Source organism: Streptomyces sp. NPDC013157, from assembly GCF_042899865.1.
Taxonomy (GTDB): domain Bacteria; phylum Actinomycetota; class Actinomycetes; order Streptomycetales; family Streptomycetaceae; genus Streptomyces.
In genome coordinates this window covers 393,241-407,983 of record NZ_JBIBAK010000009.1, presented here as the reverse complement: position 1 = coordinate 407,983, position 14,743 = coordinate 393,241, and the positions used below count along the sequence as shown (strand labels likewise).

The 14,743-nt window shown below is 70.3% G+C and carries 13 protein-coding genes and 1 rRNA gene; 4 read left to right on the top strand and 10 right to left on the bottom strand.

Annotated elements, in window-relative coordinates:
- Nucleotides 1-93 (top strand): 5S ribosomal RNA (gene rrf / locus ACFY6U_RS27545); the annotation flags it as partial.
- A 51-nt stretch (nt 94-144) separates the two neighbouring features.
- Here the strand turns inward: rrf and ACFY6U_RS27540 are convergent.
- Nucleotides 145-693: an isochorismatase family protein gene (locus ACFY6U_RS27540; protein WP_390042421.1), complete on the bottom strand. Its 549-nt coding sequence runs from the start codon at nt 691-693 to the stop codon at nt 145-147.
- A gap of 83 nt (nt 694-776) precedes the next feature.
- Between ACFY6U_RS27540 and ACFY6U_RS27535 the strand changes: the two genes are divergently transcribed.
- Nucleotides 777-1,343: a GNAT family N-acetyltransferase gene (locus tag ACFY6U_RS27535; RefSeq protein ID WP_390042419.1), complete on the top strand. Its 567-nt coding sequence runs from the start codon at nt 777-779 to the stop codon at nt 1,341-1,343.
- Here ACFY6U_RS27535 and ACFY6U_RS27530 read toward each other — a convergent pair.
- The 9 genes from ACFY6U_RS27530 to ACFY6U_RS27490 form a co-directional block, all read right to left on the bottom strand.
- Nucleotides 1,340-2,836 (bottom strand): type IV secretory system conjugative DNA transfer family protein, encoded by a 1,497-nt coding sequence (locus ACFY6U_RS27530; RefSeq protein ID WP_390042417.1) that lies wholly within the window; start codon nt 2,834-2,836, stop codon nt 1,340-1,342. The genes ACFY6U_RS27535 and ACFY6U_RS27530 overlap by 4 nt on opposite strands.
- Nucleotides 2,837-2,847: 11 nt before the next feature.
- Nucleotides 2,848-4,263 carry an ATP-binding protein gene (locus tag ACFY6U_RS27525; RefSeq protein WP_390042415.1) on the bottom strand — a complete coding sequence of 472 codons (1,416 nt, stop codon included), beginning with the start codon at nt 4,261-4,263 and terminating at the stop codon, nt 2,848-2,850.
- Between the two features lie 14 nt (nt 4,264-4,277).
- Complete coding sequence (locus ACFY6U_RS27520; RefSeq protein WP_351499910.1) at nt 4,278-5,837, bottom strand: SCO6880 family protein; 1,560 nt, start codon at nt 5,835-5,837, stop codon at nt 4,278-4,280.
- Nucleotides 5,834-7,183, bottom strand: coding sequence for a hypothetical protein (locus ACFY6U_RS27515; protein WP_390042413.1), 1,350 nt, complete (start codon nt 7,181-7,183; stop codon nt 5,834-5,836). The genes ACFY6U_RS27520 and ACFY6U_RS27515 overlap by 4 nt, the downstream gene beginning before the upstream one ends.
- Nucleotides 7,173-8,006 (bottom strand): hypothetical protein, encoded by an 834-nt coding sequence (locus ACFY6U_RS27510; RefSeq protein WP_390042411.1) that lies wholly within the window; start codon nt 8,004-8,006, stop codon nt 7,173-7,175. The genes ACFY6U_RS27515 and ACFY6U_RS27510 overlap by 11 nt, the downstream gene beginning before the upstream one ends.
- A 140-nt stretch (nt 8,007-8,146) precedes the next feature.
- On the bottom strand, nt 8,147-8,455 hold the full coding sequence (locus ACFY6U_RS27505; RefSeq protein WP_089101683.1) for a hypothetical protein: 309 nt from the start codon (nt 8,453-8,455) through the stop codon (nt 8,147-8,149).
- A 343-nt stretch (nt 8,456-8,798) separates the two neighbouring features.
- A complete protein-coding gene (locus ACFY6U_RS27500; protein ID WP_390042409.1) occupies nt 8,799-10,106 on the bottom strand; it encodes a peptidase S8 in 1,308 nt (435 codons plus the stop codon).
- 423 nt (nt 10,107-10,529) lie between these two features.
- Nucleotides 10,530-11,903, bottom strand: a complete 1,374-nt coding sequence (locus ACFY6U_RS27495; RefSeq protein WP_390042407.1) for a peptidase S8 — start codon at nt 11,901-11,903, stop codon at nt 10,530-10,532.
- A 295-nt stretch (nt 11,904-12,198) separates the two neighbouring features.
- Complete coding sequence (locus ACFY6U_RS27490) at nt 12,199-12,801, bottom strand: TetR/AcrR family transcriptional regulator (protein ID WP_390042405.1); 603 nt, start codon at nt 12,799-12,801, stop codon at nt 12,199-12,201.
- Nucleotides 12,802-12,873: 72 nt separating this feature from the next.
- On the opposite strand from ACFY6U_RS27490, the gene ACFY6U_RS27485 reads away from it, so the two are divergent.
- Together ACFY6U_RS27485 and ACFY6U_RS27480 are read left to right on the top strand one after the other, a co-directional pair.
- On the top strand, nt 12,874-13,782 hold the full coding sequence (locus ACFY6U_RS27485) for an oxidoreductase (RefSeq protein ID WP_390042403.1): 909 nt from the start codon (nt 12,874-12,876) through the stop codon (nt 13,780-13,782).
- 120 nt (nt 13,783-13,902) lie between these two features.
- Nucleotides 13,903-14,670 (top strand): SDR family oxidoreductase, encoded by a 768-nt coding sequence (locus ACFY6U_RS27480; RefSeq protein WP_390042401.1) that lies wholly within the window; start codon nt 13,903-13,905, stop codon nt 14,668-14,670.
- Nucleotides 14,671-14,743: the final 73 nt, after the last annotated feature.

The following is a 14,743-nucleotide window of genomic DNA, read 5'->3' as shown; positions in this document are numbered from 1 at the left end:
ACGCCCGGTTACATTCCGAACCCGGAAGCTAAGCCTCACAGCGCCGATGGTACTGCAGGGGGGACCCTGTGGGAGAGTAGGACACCGCCGAACAAATATTGGGAAGAGCCCCACACCTCACGGTGTGGGGCTCTTTTGCGTTGTTCAGAAAGTGACGTCCGCCGTATCGGCCGTGCCGCCCTTTCGGCCCGGGGCCTCCTGCCAGCTCCAGTAGAGGTTGGTGTGCGAGATGACCTGCTCCGGGGCCGGCGCGCCGTACGCGGTGAGGTCCTCCGTCGTGTGGGCGTCGGCGACCAGCGTCGCGTCGTAACCGCGGACCATCGCACCGTGCAACGTGGAGCGGATGCAGGCGTCGGTCTGGGCGCCGGTGACGACCACGCGGCCCACGCCGTGTTCGGCGAGTACGGTCTCCAGTTCGGTGTCCTCGAAGGAGTCCCCGTAGCGTTTGTGGACCAGGGGCTCGGTGGCTTCGCGGACGAGTTCCGGGACGTACTGCCAGGGGGCGCTGTCCGGCTTCAGTTCGTCGCTGGAGTGCTGGATCCAGACGACGGGGATCGCCTCGGAACGGGCCTTGGCGAGCAGGGTGTTGATGTTGGCGATGACCTCGTCGCGGTTGTGGGAGCTGTCCACCACCCCGTTCTGCACGTCCACGATCAGCAGGGCGGTGTTCGGCCGGTTCGGGAGAGTCGTCATGGCGCCCACCGTAGACCGCGGCACGGACAAACCAACTGACAAACCAGGTGAGTGCGGTGGGCGGTGGGGGCTAGCGTGGCCGTATGAGTGCTATGGCCAGCGGTGATTACGTGATTCGCGCGATACGGACCGACGAGTGGGAGGCCGTCAAGCGGCTGCGTCTCGTCGCGTTGCGGGATCCGGTTGCGGACATCGCGTTTCTCGAGACCTATGACGACGCCCTGGGGCGGCCGGACTCCTTCTACCGGGACCGGGCGGCGCGTTCGGCCGAGGAGCCGAGCGGTGCGCGGCAGTTCATCGCCGAGGCGGCGGACGGGGAGTGGGTCGGGTCCGTGACCGTGCTGATCGAGGAGGCGGGGACCACGGACTGGGCCGGGTTCCCGGTGGAGCGGCGGCAGGGGCATGTCGTGGGCGTGTTCGTACGGCCCGAGCACCGGGGGAGCGGGCTGGTCAAGGCGTTGTTCGACGCCGGTGTGGCGTGGGCTCGGGAGCGGGGTGCGGAGCGGGTGCGGCTGCTGGTGCACGAGGACAACCCCCGGGCCCAGGGTGCCTACCGGAAGGCCGGGTTCGTGCCGAGCGGAGTGAGCGTGCAGCTCGAGGCGGACGCGGGTAAGCGGGAGTTCGAGTTCGTCCTGGAGTGGCCGGCCTAGACCGGCAGCTCCCGGTGCGGCCAGCGGGAGCGGGCCTGTTCGTGGGAGCGGAGCAGGGCGAGGGACGGCAGGCCCTGGTCGGTGCCGGTGGCCAGGAGGTCGGGGAGCTGGGGGAGCGGCGCCACGGCCGCCACGTCGTCCAGGACCAGGGTCAGTGGTGGGTCGAGCCGACCGGAGGATGACCGTTCGGCCATGCGCCGGCCGCGCTCGACCACGCTGGAGACGAGGGCCGTCAGGAGGGGCATTGCGCCGGGGTTGGTCCTGGGGTCCTCGATGGATTCACCGACCACATAAAGCGTGCCCCCTTCGTCGATGAAGGAATCCAGGGCGAGGGCATCGGTTCGGTTGGGTGTGCAGGCCTCGCGGATGTTGACCGTGAAGAGGGCGGCGAGTGCCCTGGCCGTCAGTTCCTGGGCGATGTCGCGGCGTTCGGGGTGGGACGTGAGGGCGGCCTCGAGCTCGCCCGCGGCGCCGGGGGCGGCCTTCGGGTGGGTGCGGAGGGTGCGTACGGCGTCCTGGACGCCGGTGCCCTGTGCCCAGCGGTGGACGTGGCGGATCGTGCGGTTCTCCAGGGCGGCGGCGTGCAGATAGCTGCGCAGGAGGGTCTCGGCCGTGTCGGTGAGCGTCTGGTCGATCTTCGCGGTGGGCCGGACCGGGGTGAGGAGGGCCTGGGCGCGCTGGATCGCGGTGGGCTTGTCCTCGCAGTGCGCCGTGGGGGACCAGTGGAAGCGGGCGGGGGTGTCGCAGAGGTGGTTCGGGTCGTAGAGGAGGACGGGGCCGAGTTTGGCTCTGGCGTCCTTCGTCTCCGACCAGAGGGCGGGGTTCGAGGTGACGACGAGGGCGGGGCCGAGTGCGTCCTGGATCGCCTGGGTCGCGGTCGCCTGCCGGCTCTCCCGTGGCGCCGCGTGGATTCTGGTCCAGCTGGTCCAGGTGCCCGGCCGGTCGCCGTTGGCAGGGGAGGGGCGGATGTCCTCCAGAGGGCGTTGCGGCTCTGCGGCGGGCGCCGGGGGCGCCGGCTCCCGGAGGGCTTCCTGGAAAACCGGCTCAGGGGCCTCCGGAAGCGTTTCCGGCCGGGTACGGGGCTCCGGGACCGCGGTCGCGGGTCCGGTCTTCGCCGTCGCCGCCCGTCTTCTTCTCCCGGCCCGCCAGCGGGCGATCGTCCCCAGCACGAACACGGTGAGGACGATCAGGACCATCAGCTGGCCGATGAACAGGCCCCAGAACAGTCCCCAGCCGGCCAGTTGCGCCGCCGGCGTGTCCGGCCAGGCGCCCGTGATGTCGTGCGGGGAGCCGATGAGGTGGCGCATCGCGAGCGGGGTGTGGGAGAGGTTGACCGTCGACGGCCAGCTGCCGTGGGCGAACCAGGCCGCCAGGCCCGTCGCCGTCCACACCAGGATCGTGATGCCGAGCAGGAACCCGAGTATGCCGATCAGCAGGCCGTCGGGGATCCCGCCGCCCTGCTGGTCGCGCTCCTGCCGAGGGTCCGGTCTCACGAACGGCCTCCCTACGCCACCGTCGACTCGGAGTCGCCGAGGTGCTGCTCCACGAAGGCGGCGGCCCGCTGCTCCGCCTCCAGTTCGGCGGCGACCAGGGCGTCGTCCGCGGCCAGTACGTCGCTGGACGACTCGGTCATCGCGCGGTCCGTGAAGACGAGAGGGCGTTCCGTCTCGGTGACCAGGTGTTTGACCACCTGGACGTTGCCGTTGACGTCCCAGACGGCGATACCGGGGGTCAGGGTCGGGATGATCTCGACCGCCCAGCGGGGGAGGCCGAGGACGCGGCCGGTCGCCCGTGCCTCGTCCGCCTTCTGGGCGTAGACCGTCCTGGTCGACGCCATCTTCAGGATCGCCGCCGCCTCCTTGGCCGCCGCGCCGTCCACGACGTCGGAGAGGTGGTGCACCACCGCCACGAAGGACAGGCCGAGCCGGCGGCCGAACTTCAGCAGCCGCTGGAACAGCTGGGCCACGAACGGGCTGGCGATGATGTGCCAGGCCTCCTCGACCAGGAAGATGCGCTTCTTGCGGTCGGGGCGGATCCAGGTGTGCTCCAGCCACACGCCGACGATCGCCATCAGGATGGGCATGGCGATGGAGTTGCGGTCGATGTGGGAGAGGTCGAAGACGATCAGCGGGGCGTCCAGGTCGATGCCGACCGTGGTCGGGCCGTCGAACATGCCGCGCAGGTCACCGTCGACCAGGCGGTCCAGGACCAGGGCGACGTCCAGGCCCCAGGCCCGTACGTCGTCTATGGCGACGTTCATCGCCTCGGCCGACTCCGGCTCGGGGTGCCGCAGCTGCTCGACGATGTCCGTCAGTACGGGCTGGCGGTCGAGGATCGACTCGTTGACGTACGAGTGGGCGACCTTGAGGGCGAAGCCGGAGCGTTCGTCGAGGCCGTGGCCCATCGCGACTTCGATGATGGTGCGCAGCAGCGCCAGCTGGCCGGTGGTGGTGATCGCCGGGTCCAGCGGGTTGAGGCGGATGCCGTGGTCCAGAGCCGCCATCGGGTCGAGCCGGATGGGTGTTATCCCCAGCTCTTCCGCGATGAGGTTCCACTCGCCGACGCCGTCCTCGCCCTGGGCGTCCAGGACGACGACCTGGCGGTCGCGGAAGCGGAGCTGGCGCAGGACGTAGGTCTTCTCCAGGGCCGACTTGCCGTTGCCGGACTCGCCGAGGACGAGCCAGTGCGGGGCGGGGAGCTGCTGGCCGTAGAGCTGGAAGGGGTCGTAGATGTAGCCCTTGCCGGAGTACACCTCGCGGCCGATGATCACGCCCGAGTCGCCGAGGCCGGGCGCGGCCGTGGGGAGGTAGACGGCCTGGGCCTGGCCGGTGGAGGTGCGGACCGGGGAGCGGGTCGTCTCGACCTTCCCGAACAGGAAGGACGTGAAGGCTTCGGTGAGGACGGACAGCGGGTCCCTCATCAGCGCATCAGCCTCTACCTTCGGATTCCGGTGGCGAAGGGCAGTGTGTTCACGAAGGCGCGGTGGTGCTCGCGGTCGCACCACTCCAGTTTCAGGTACGACTTTCCGGCGGACGCCCTTATCGTGCGCTTGTCGCGGTTGAGGGCCTCCGGGGTGCGGGAGGAGACCGTGATGTAGCCGACCAGGTTGACGCCGGCCGCGCCGCTGGCCAGGTCCTCACCGCGCTGGTCGAGGCGGTTGTGGGCGGCGATGTCGCGGGGGTCGACGGTCCGGTTCATCTTGGCGGCGCGGGACGCCTCCGCCTCGTCGTTCGTCTTCTCGGTCAGCATGCGCTCGATGGCGACCTCGGTGGGTTCGAGGTCCATGGTGACGGCGACCGTGCGGATGACGTCCGGGGTGTGGACCAGGAGCGGGGCCAGGAAGTTGACGCCGACCGGGGTCATCGGCCACTCCTTCACCCAGGCCGTGGCGTGGCACCAGGGCTCGCGGGTGGCGGACTCGCGGGTCTTCGCCTGGAGGAACGTCGGCTCCATCGCGTCCAGTTCGGCCGGCCAGGCGTTGCGCTGGGTCATGGCCTGGATGTGGTCGATGGGGTGGTCCGGGTCGTACATGGAGTGGATGAGCGACGCCAGGCGGCCCTGGCCGAGGGGCTGGCGGACGCGGATGTCCGCCTCCTGGAGGCGGGAGCAGATGTCGGTGAGCTCGCGGGCCATGACGACCGCGAGACCGGCGTCGCGGTCCAGCTTGCGGCCGGACTGGGGGCGGGCCGCGCGGGCCATCGCCTGGGCCTCGGCGGCCAGTTCGCGGGAGTAGTGCATGCAGGCCACGAGGTACGCGCGGTGCTGCTCGCTGCTGGTGGAGACCATGGACTGGAGCTGGTCGTAGGAGCGGGACAGCCAGTCCGGGGCCTTCTCGTCCCCGCGCTGGGCGACGTCCTTGGCGTGGGCGTCGGGGTCGGCGGGGAGGGTGCGGGCGAGCATCTGGAGGCGGGTGACGAAGCCGTCACCGTTGGCCACGTGCTTGAGGAGGGTGCCGAAGCGGTCGACGAGGGCTTCCTGGTCCTCGGAGTCGCGCAGGCCGACGCCGGGGCCCTCGATCTCGATGGCCGCCGTCACCGTCTTGCGGTCCGCGTGCAGGAGTACGGCGATCTCGTCGGGGCCGAAGGGCGCGGCGAGCCAGGTGATGCGGCCGATGCCGGGCGGCGGGCCGATCTCGACCTCACGGCCGTCGAGGCGGGTGCCGGCCTCGGACGCCGTGGAGCGGTAGACGGTGCCGTTGCGCAGTGTCCGCTTGAAACTGCGGTTGATCTCGAACCACTTGTAGAACGTGCGGCGCTTGTACGGCACGTAGACCGCGGCCAGCGCGATCAGCGGGAAGCCCATGAGCAGCACGATCCTGAGGGAGAGCACCGGGACGAGGAGCCCGCACATCATGCCGAGGAACGCGCCCGCGATGATGAGCACGATCTCGCCGGACTCACGGTTCCTGCCGATGATCGCGTTCGGCCGGGCGCGGCCGATGAGATACGTACGGCGGGGCGTGATCGGATGGGACAGGTGGGACTCTGTCGTCAACGCCCTTCACCTCCCGAGCTGTTGGTGCGGGTGTTGCTGGCGTGCGGGGTGTTCGCCGGGCTGGGCGCGCGGGGCGCGGGTGCGGCGGAGGGGACAGTTCCGCCGCCACCACCGTTCGGGGTGCGCGTGCTGTGCGCGGCGACGCCGCCCGAGGCGGGGTTGGACGGGCGGGCACCGGAGGCGCCGGAACCGCCGCCCCCGCCGCCGTTGTTGTCGGCGCGGGCGCTGTGGGTTCTGATGCCCTGGGCGACGAGGTTGGCGGGGCTGCTGATGACGGCGGCGGCCTTGCCTTCGGCGCCCGACATGAGGCGGTTGCTGCGGCCGGCCGCGATCTCGTCGCCGAAGCCGGGGACGAAGCGGTAGATCATCGCGCTGGCGAAGATGGCGAGCAGGATGATGGCGAGGCCGGAGACGACGGCGGAGAAGGAGTCGGGGCCGCCGTCGGAGGACAGGGCGCCGGCGAGGCCGAGCACTATCACGATGACCGGCTTGACGAGGATGACCGCGATCATGATGCCGGCCCAGCGGCGGACGTGGCCCCAGAGGTTCTTGTCGACGAGGCCGGCGTAGACGACGGTGCCGAGGAGGGCGCCGACGTAGAGCAGGGCGGCCCTGATGACGAGCTCCAGCCAGAGCACGCCGGCGGCGAGGATGCTGACGAGGGAGACGACGATCAGCATGATCGGGCCGCCCCCTATGTCGTTGCCCTTGCTGAGGGCGCCGGAGAAGGTGCCGAAGAACGTGTCGGTCTGGTCGCCGGTGGTCTTGGCGAGGACGTCGGTGACGCCGTCGGTGGCCGAGACGACCGTGTAGAGGATCAGGGGGGTGAAGGCGGAGGCCAGGACGGTGAGCCAGAGGAAGCCGATGGCCTCGGAGATGGCGGTGGAGAGGGGGACGCCTCGTACCGCGCGCTTGGCGACGGCCAGCAGCCACAGGAGCAGGGTGAGGATCGTCGACGCGGCGAAGACGACGGCGTACTGCTGGAGGAACTTCTCGTTGGTGAAGTCGACGTTCGCGGTCTCCTTGACGGCGCCGCTGAGCTTGTCGACGGTCCAGGAGGCGGCCTTGGCGCAGCCCTGGCCGAGGGAGGAGAGGGGGTCGAGGGTGGAGGTGAGGGGGTCGGTGGTGGAGCCGCTGCTGCCGCCGGAGCCGCTCTCGCAGAGCTGCAGGGACGGGCCGGTGATTCCGGCGCAGTTGTTGCTGCTCGGGGTGGCGGACGGGGTCGCGGAGGGGGTGCCGCTCGGCGACGGGGCCGCGACGGCACGCGCGGCCAGGAGGATGGCGGAGGCCTGTACGGAGGCCACCAGGCCGGTCAGCTTGAGCACGCGGTGCTGGCTAGCGGGCATAGGTGAACCCTCCGAATTCCTGGACCGCCTTGCTGATCTCGTCGGTCCCGGAGACGGGGTTGTCTCCGCTGACCGGGGTGGGACCGGTCGTCTGGCTGGACTCCAGGACCTTCCAGTCGCCGTCGCTCCAGTTCAGCTTCATGGTGATGGTGAACCAGTTGCTGGTGACCGGGTTGGTGGACTTCTCACCGGCCATGCCGAACAAACCGTTGCACCAGACCTCGACGGTGGCGGCGGCGTCGCTGTACGCCGTGACCTTGGTGCCGGCGGGGAGCGTGCGGTTGACGAAGGTGCTGCCCGTGGGGGCCCTGCCGTCGGTGCTGAGGCCGGCCTTTTTCAGGAAGTCGGCCGAGTAGTCGGCGTCGAAGCCGGACTGCATGCTGTTGATGACGCTGGGGTCGGCGACGGTCTGCACGATCGAGTGCCGGGTGGCCGTGATGAACATGCCGTCGGAGCCCAGCGCCGTCGCGTAGTTGGCCGCCGCGCTCTGCGCTCCCTGTGCGCTGTGTGCGTACCCCGTCGGGATCCCGTCGCTCTTCGTCTCCACCGGCTTGGTCCCGCTGGCCGCCGTCGAGGAGGTCGCCGGCCCGCCGCCGTTGCCGGTGCTGCCGGTGTCGGTGCTGTTCGAGGGGGTGTCGTTGCCGCCTCTGTTCGCGAAGGCGATCGCCGCGATGAGGAGGACGACCACGCCGACGACCGTGACCAGGCTCCGGGAGGAGGACCGGCCGCCGCGGCGGGAGGCGCCGCCGTACGGGTCGCTGTCGGGCAGGCGGGTGCGGGTGTGGCCGGTCTCCGGGTAGCCGGGCTCGTCTCCGAGGCTCATGCCGGGTGCTCCCCCTCCACGTCGTACCGGAACGCGTAGCAGTACGACGGTAGCCGTGCTGGTTCCCGCGCGGGCGCGGTGTGGTGACTCGACATCAGGGAAACGCAACCTCGGAGCGGGGGATACGGAGGTCCAGGCGGCTAGACGGCCATGCCGTACACGATGGTGAACAGGGTGCCGAGTGAGCCGATGATGAAGACTCCGGTCAGTCCGGCGATGATGAGGCCCTTGCCCTGTTCGGCGCTGAAGGTGTCACGGAGGGCCGTGGCGCCGATGCGCTGTTTGGCGGCACCCCAGACGGCGATGCCGAGGCAGAGCAGGATGGCGACGGCCATGACCACCTGGATCATCGTCTTCGCTTCGTTGCCCAGGCTGCCGAAGGGGCCCCAGTCCGGAGCGATTCCGCCGATGATGGTGTTGATGTCACCCTTGTCGGCTGCAAGGAACATGTAAGTCACCGCCCCTGGTGGGTAGTTCTGTCCGCCCCTGCTCGGTGCAGAGGTCACGCATCATTGTCGCCGACAACGCCGCCGGAGTATGTCGACTTGACGTCATTGATTGGCGGGTTTCGTACGAAGGGATCGTACGGTCACTCTGTGTATCACGGCAGGTCACGCCGGGCAATGAGGCCTGGGCGGAACCTGTGGTGCAGTTCCGTCGTTAACCCCTTTTACGACCTGGCGGGGTTTTTGACGGCCAGTCGGGTGAATACCACCGTCCCGATGTTCTCATGACGAACGGGCCGCGGCTGGTTGCCGCGACCCGTGAGCCCGTGCGAGGCGGGAGCCGGTACTAGTTGGCGAAGGCGGTGATGCCCTCGGGGGTGCCCCAGCCGGTCGGACCGTCGTAGCCGGTGGTGGCGGTGCAGTAGTACGAGACGGAGCAGGTGCCGTTGTTGCCGCTCGTCACGTCGTTGAGGTACGAGGTGCCCTTGTAGTCGTACGGGTACTGCGCGGGGTAGGTGCCGCTGGCCGGGGTGCCGGCGAGGGCGTAGACGCCGGCGATGATCGGCGCGGAGACGCTGGTGCCGCCGAAGGTGTACCAGCCGGCGGTGACGCCGTAGGAGTCGTAGACGGAGACGCCGGTCGCCGGGTCGGCCACCGCGGAGACGTCGGAGATCATGCGCTTGGTGCAGCTGGTGTCGGTCTGCCAGCTGGGCTTGGCGTCGTAGGCGGAGCAGCCGGAGCCGGTGCCCTCGGAGCTGGACGTCTTCCAGACGGTCTCGGTCCAGCCGCGGGTGGTGGAGGACGTGGACAGCTTGGTGCCGCCGACCGAGGTCACGTAGCGGGAGGCGGCCGGGTACTCGGCGCCGTAGCCGCTGTCACCGGCGGAGACGGTGATGGCGACACCGGTGTGGTTGAAGTACGAGGAGTCGTACGAGGTGTCGGAGGAGGACTCGCTGCCGCCGTAGCTGTTGGACACGAACTTCGCGCCCAGGGTGACCGCCTCGTTCACCGCGGTGCCGAGGTTGGCCATGGTGGCGCTGGTGGCCTCGACGAGCAGGATGTTGCAGTTCGGGCAGATCGCGGAGGCCATGTCGAGGTCGAGGGAGATCTCCTCGGACCAGCCGGCGTCGGAGGAGGGCAGCGAGGTGGTGGAGCCGGTCTGGCTGACCTTCTTGAAGCAGCCGTTGGCCGTGGTGCAGGCGGAGAGGCCGTAGTACGAGCGGTAGGTCGCGAGGTCGGACTCGGCGTTCGGGTCGTTGTACGCGTCGACGATCGCGATGGTCTCGCCCGAGCCGTTGGAGGCGGCGGCGGAGGTGAGGCCGTAGGCCGACCGGAGGTTGGTCGGGCTGTAGCCGGAGGGGGTGGACGCGTCGGCGGCCTTGGGGGTGATGCCGGTCTTCGCGGCCTGCTGCTTCTGGTAGGCGGTGAGACCGCCGGTGACGCGGTAGGAGTTGCAGGCGAGTTCACCCGTGTGCTTGGGGGTGGCACAGGGGGTCGCGGTGTAGGTCACCTTGGACGACGCCGAAGGTGCCGCGTCGGCCTGGACGGCGGTGCCGAAGCCGGCGAACACCAGCGCGGCCGTGGCCGCTGCCGCGGCGCCGATCCGGCGCCAGCTGCCGCGGGTGGACGGTCTGTTGGGGGGAGTGGAACGCATACGTGCAGCCTCCTGAGTTCCTGTACTGGGGTTGGAACAGGGGCGGTGCGGGTGCGATCTGGTGCGTTCGCCGCCGGTACGGGTTCCCCGGCGGCGGGGCGGCGGCCCGCGAAGAGAATCCTTTGTTGAGTACGTGACAACAAGAGGCTGCTGGAATCCTGACTTCCGCATTGCCGAACGGGGCCTTCGCGTGACCCTTCGATGGCGGCCCGTTGGATTGCGGGTGACGGGGGCTTGACCCAACTCACAGGAAATGCATGGGAGTTGCCAAGGACAAGAAACCCGGGTCATCGGGAACATGAAAAACGGGCCACAGCCGGATGCCGTGGCCCGTCTCTCTTTCGCTGCCGCCGAGGGGACCCCACGTCCCCCTCACGGTGGCGGCTCCCCGTGACCCGACGGGGAGGTCATGCGGTGAAGGGCTCAGCCGGTGAAGGCGTCGGTCCCCTCGGGGGTGCCCCAGCCGGTCGGGCCGTCGTAGCCCGATTTCGCGGTGCAGAAGTACGAGGTGGAGCAGGTGCCGTTGTTGCCGCTCGTCACGTCGTTGAGGGCGGAGGTGCCGGCTGCGGCGTACGGGTACTCGGCCGGGTAGTCGCTGCTGCCCGGGGTGCCGGCCAGCGCGTAGACCGAGGCGATGAGCGGCGAGGAGGCGCTGGTGCCGCCGTAGGTGTTCCAGCCGGTGCCGTCGGAGCCGTAGGAGTCGTAGACGGAGACGCCGGTGGCCGGGTCGGCGACGGCGGAGACGTCGGCGATCATGCGCTTGGAGCAGCTGGCGTCGGTCTGCCAGCTGGGCTTGGCGTCGTAGGCGGAGCAGCCGGAACCGGTGCCCTCGGTGCTCGACGTCTTCCACACCGACTCGGTCCAGCCGCGGCTGTTGGAGGAGGTCTTCAGGGCGGTGCCGCCGACGGCGGTCACGTACCGGGAGGCGGCCGGGTACTCGGCGCCGTAGCCCTCGTCACCGGCGCTCGCGGTGATGGCCACGCCCGCGTGCTTGTAGTACGAGGTGTCGTACGTGGTGTCGGAGGACGACTCGGAGCCGCCGTAGCTGTTGGACACGAACTTCGCGCCCAGCTTGACGGCCTCGTTCACCGCGGTGCCCAGGTTGGCGTCGGAGGCCGACTTCGCCTCGACGAGCAGGATGTTGCAGTTCGGGCAGGTTGCGCTGACCATGTCGAGGTCGAGGGACTCCTCACCGGCCCAGCCGCTGTCGGCGGAGGGGAGGGAGGTCGTGGAGCCCGTCTGGGAGACCTTCGTGAAGCAGCCGTTGTCGGTGGTGCAGTCCGACAGGCCGTAGTACGAGCGGTAGGTCGCCAGGTCCTCCTCGGCGTTCGGGTCGTCGTAGGCGTCGACGATGGCGACGGTCTCGCCCGAGCCGTTGGAGGCGGCGGCGTCCGTCAGGCCGTAGGCGGACTGGATGTCGCTCGGGCCGTATCCGGTGGGGGAGTCGGATGCGGCGTCCGGCTTGACGGTCTTCGGCGCGACGCCCTTGAGGGCGGCCTGCTTCTCCATGAAGGCGGTGGTGCCGCCGGTGACCCGCAGGGCGTTGCAGGCGGCGTAGCCCGCCTTCGGGGTGGCGCCGCAGCCGGCCTTCTCGTACTGGACGTGGGCCTTGGCGACCTGGGCGGCGATGGCCTTGGCGCTGACCTTGTGGGTCGCGGTGGTGGTCGCGGTGGCCGCGCTGGCGTGGGCCGCGGTGCCGAAGCCGGCGACCAGGAGCGCGGCGGTGGCGGCGGCTGCCGAGCCGAGCTGGCGCCATCTACCGCGTATGTGGGGGGAGTTGGGGGTGGGCGTACGCAACGTACAGCCTCCTGGGAGAGGTGGGACAGAGGCCTGCGGGTGGGGGACCACCGGTGTGGTTGCCGGTGGGGGCGGCGGCCCGCGACGAACCATCCCCTTGTTGAGTACGCGACAACAAGGTGGGTTTCGGAATCCTGACTTCCGCGTTACTGAAGGGCGGGAAGGACTTACTGATCAATGGGGCCCGGATGGCCGGAAGTTGGGGTTCGGTTGACCTGAAGCCCCTCCGGAGCGGGGCTCAATGCGCGTTGATCGGGGCGTACCGAGCCCTCTGAAGCCTCCAAGTGGGCCGGAATCAGCGGGGCTTGAGGCCGTGCAGGACGAGGTGGACATGCTGGTCCAGGCCGGCAAGGACCGCGTCCGGCGGGAGGGTGCCGTTGGTGGCCAGCGCGGCCAGGCCGTGGATGCAGGCCGCGGCCGTGAGGGTGACGGTCTCCGGGTCGCCCTGGACGATCTCGCCGCGCCGCTGGGCGTCGGCCACCAGCAGGACGAAGGAGCGCAGGGAGTGCTCGGCGGCGGCGGCCAGGTCGGTGCCGGCGTCCGGGTCGTGCTTGCGGGAGTACATCAGCTCCAGCAGCTCGGGGTTGCCGACGGCGAAGCCGACGTAGGCGCGGGCGAGCGCGGTCATGCGCGGTTCGAGCGCGGCGTCCGGGCGGTCCGCCGAGGACAGGGCCTGATTCAGCCGCTCGTAACCGCTGAGGGCGAGCGCGTCCAGCAGGGCCTGCTTGTCCTTGAAGTGCCGGCCGGGGGCGGCGTGGCTCACCCCGATGTCGCGGGCAAGTTCGCGCAGGGACAGGGCTGCGGTGCCCTTCTCGCGCAGGGTTCGCTCGGCGCTCGTGAGCAGGGCGGCGCGCAGGTCTCCGTGGTGGTAGGGGCGGCTTTGCGGCATGGGGGCCATCGTATCCCGATGTAGTCGACGCCATCTTTGTTGTCGTTGACAGCATTGTTGTCGGCGCCTACATTGGCGGGCATGGCTGAGAAGAATGACAAATGGAACGCTTCCGACCTCCCCGGTCTCTCCGGTCGTACGGCCGTGGTCACCGGCGCCAACAGCGGCCTCGGCTTCACGGCCGCGGACGCGCTGGCCCGGGCGGGTGCGCATGTGGTGCTGGCGGTACGGGACCCGGAGCGCGGGCGGGCGGCCGCGGCGCGGGTGAACGGCAGCACCGAGGTCCGCCGCCTGGACCTGGCCGACCTGTCCTCGGTACGGGAGTTCGCCGCGGGCTGGGACCGGCCGCTGGACCTCCTGGTCAACAACGCGGGCGTGATGATGCTCCCGGAGCAGCGCACCAAGGACGGCTTCGAGATGCAGTTCGGCACGAACCACCTGGGCCACTTCGCACTGACCAACCTGCTGCTGCCCTACCTCACGGACCGTGTGGTCACCGTCTCCTCGGGCCTGCACCGGGGCGGCGACGGAGTGATCCACTTCGAGAACGTGAACCTCGAGGGCGCCTACAACCCGACCCGCGCCTACGCCCAGTCCAAGCTGGCGAACCTGTTGTTCGTGCTGGAACTCCAGCGCCGGCTGACGGAGGCCGGCTCCCGCGTCCGCGCCCTCGCCGCCCACCCCGGCTACGCGGCCACCAACCTGCAGAGCCACACCGCCAACCCGCTGGCCCGTCTGGGCATGCGGCTCGGCAACCGCCTCCTCGCCCAGGACGACCGCGCGGGCACCCTCCCCACGCTGTACGCGGCGACCCAGGACCTGCCGGGCGCGAGCTATGTCGGCCCGGACGGCCTCGGTGAGATGCGGGGAGCGCCGACCCTCGTCGGACGCAGCGCGGCGGCGAGTGACCCGGCGGCGGCCCGCAGGCTGTGGACGCTGTCGGCGGAGATGACGGGGGTGACCTGGGCGCTCGGGGCGGCGGCCGCGTGAACGCCGTGGTCGTGTGAACGTCGTGACCGCCCAGTTTCCGGACGCCCGGCGGGCCCGTCGGCGCACCCGGATACGGTGAGCCGATACGACGGACAAGACGGTTCTCCGGGAGGTGGCCGGATGAGCGGCGGCGCCGTGGACTTCACGCTCGGCGGGCGTACGGCCCTGGTGACCGGCTCCGTGCGGGGGCTGGGCCTGGAGATGGCGCGGGGACTGGCCGGCGCCGGTGCGCGGGTGGTCCTCAACGGCCGGGACGCCGTGACGCTGGAGGAGGTGGCGGCGGGCCTGCGCGAGGACGACGGCCTGGACGTGACCGGCGCCGCCTTCGACGTCACCGACCGCGAGGCGGCCGAGGAGGCGGTGACCGCCCTCGGAGCGATCGACATCCTTGTCAACAACGTGGGCCACCGGGACCGCCGGGGCGTCGAGGAGATGGCGCCGGACGAGCTGTCCACGCTGCTCGACGTCCACCTGACGTCGGCGTACGCGCTGAGCCAGACGGTCGCCCGGGGCCTGGCCGAACGGGGCACCCCCGGCCGCATCATCAACGTCTCCTCCGTCGTCGGCCAGCTCGGCCGCATCGGCGACGTCGCCTACGCCACGGCGAAGGCGGGCCTCGACGGCCTGACCCGGGCCCTCGCGGCCGACCTGGGCCCCAGCGGCACCACGGTCAACTCGGTGGCACCGGGCACCTTCGCCACGGACGTCAACGCGGAGCTGGCCGAGGACCCGGAGTGGGGCAGATGGCTGCGGACCCGCACCGCACTCGGGCGCTGGGGCCGCCCGGCCGAGATCGCGGGCATCGTCGTCTTCCTGGCGAGCGACGCGGCGTCGTTCATCACGGGGCAGACGATCGCGGTGGACGGCGGGATGACCACGACGTTCTGAGGCCGCCCGGCGGGGTGAAACCGGCCGGAAGAGCGGTTCCCAGAAAAATCTCAGTGAAGTCGGGAACCGTTTC